4 protein-coding genes are annotated in these 1,620 nt (G+C 42.4%); all 4 read right to left on the bottom strand.

The window, feature by feature from the left end:
• On the bottom strand, window positions 1–196 hold a 196-nt coding region (locus tag BM613_RS14455; RefSeq protein WP_181363208.1), incomplete at its 3' end, for a hypothetical protein.
• Between the two features lie 96 nt (window positions 197–292).
• Window positions 293–1,015 (bottom strand): hypothetical protein, encoded by a 723-nt coding sequence (locus BM613_RS14450; protein WP_109431851.1) that lies wholly within the window; start codon window positions 1,013–1,015, stop codon window positions 293–295.
• Between the two features lies 1 nt (window position 1,016).
• A complete protein-coding gene (locus BM613_RS14445; RefSeq protein WP_146192853.1) occupies window positions 1,017–1,247 on the bottom strand; it encodes an ArdC-like ssDNA-binding domain-containing protein in 231 nt (76 codons plus the stop codon).
• Between the two features lie 16 nt (window positions 1,248–1,263).
• On the bottom strand, window positions 1,264–1,608 hold the full coding sequence (locus BM613_RS14440; protein ID WP_109431849.1) for a hypothetical protein: 345 nt from the start codon (window positions 1,606–1,608) through the stop codon (window positions 1,264–1,266).
• Window positions 1,609–1,620 lie beyond the last annotated feature (12 nt).

The raw sequence follows: 1,620 nt of genomic DNA, 5'->3' as shown, positions 1-1,620 counted from the left end.
CTTTAACAGCGGACACAGCACCTTCGATCACATTGTAACCGGCAGTGGCTTCGTTCATTGCGGCATCAACTTTAGCCTGCAATTCACGTGCTGCTTTTTCTTCAGCTTCACGTTTTTTCTTTGCTTCAGCTTCTTTTGCTGCTTTCTTTGCTGCTTCTTCTGCTTCCAGTTGTTCTGGAGTTTTCTCTTTAGCCATGATTTAAATCCTCACAGTGTGGTTATTGGTTGTGAACTACGTTCTAAGTGGTTGCACTATAACCCCTCTAAAAGAACTATGCAATATTTTAGTTAATTAATTTAAGCCACGTTCTTTTACCCAGACCCCTAATGTATTACTTGATGTATTACGCTTCACACCTTGTGCCTCTAAACGATCCATCATTTGTTTTCTAAGCTGAAGGATTTCCTTCTTGTCACGAGGTTCACCAGCTTCTTTCCACATTTCGTCAGCAACAGCGAAAATAATATCGCGAGTGCCGGCTGTACGCGACGTTGCGGCACGTTTTTCGTTTGCCGGTGTGCTAGTACCTTGCCGCTCTCTTGTCGGTGTCCATGCCCCTTGTATGCCCATATTTGTCTGTACGGTTGGGCCGTCAATGATGGTGGATTCCAATGAACTATCATTCCGTACTTGAATATTAGGCTCCTCCCCCAAATCTGGAACAGAGCTGCCTTCGCGGTACATGCACTCACCCTCTTTATTACTAGCAATTGCCCAGTCCGCCTGTTCAGCCACATCCGCATCTATTACTGTCTCCGGTATTTCATTTAAAAAGTAATGGATGATCTTACTGATCATTTTCTTTGGATATAAAGCACCTTGCTTATTACCCGTTAAGTTGATGTACAAAAGCTGCATTTGCACATCATCAAACTCTTTATAGAGTTCTTCAACTTCCAACGGAAGAACTACAGAACTTTCGCTACAACATAGAATTCCATACTCATGAAGACGTTGGAAGTTTGGATGCTTGGCTAATACTTGCATCCGATCGTAATCAATTAAGACGTACATATTAATCCTTCCACCATTCGGGCCCACAATACATTCCACGTAGTTCTTCACGCATGTAATTTTCAAACTCGTCTTCAATATTGATTACTTGACTTTCGTGAAAAACTGCTACACCGTGAATAAATCGTTTAGCTCTTTCTCCTTTAATTACACCGTAACCTAACTCCTCCCACTCTTTAAAAGTCTTCCATTCACCTTCTTCCGGTGAATGGTCGTCACTTCTAAACGTCATCTTTGCCATATAAGCCTCAAAACGGAATGTCGTCATCAAAGTCTGGTGGTAGTTCTTTACCGTTACCAGTAAGAATAGGTTGATTAGACGTAGAATGCAATACTGTCGTACGAGAATCGGTCTGCTCGTCTTCATCAAACTTATTCGTATAACTTCCACCAAACTGGGACAAGCCATTCATTGCCGCGATTTGTACAACCGGACGTTCGTTGGTTGCTTCTTTCTTACCGAACTCACTACCGTCATAACAACTATTCAACACTTCAGGAAACTTACCCTTCAAGTTGACATAAATGTGCGTCGGTACACGAAGCTGGCTGACCACATTGAGAGCTTCTTCAATGTTAGCTGGGATTGCCAATCTTCAATGTTC

Source organism: Sulfoacidibacillus thermotolerans, from assembly GCF_003144315.1.
GTDB classification, from domain to species: Bacteria; Bacillota; Bacilli; order Alicyclobacillales; family SLC66; genus Sulfoacidibacillus; species Sulfoacidibacillus thermotolerans.
Note: the sequence above shows the minus strand (reverse complement) of the source record. Positions and strands in the feature narration are given on the sequence as shown.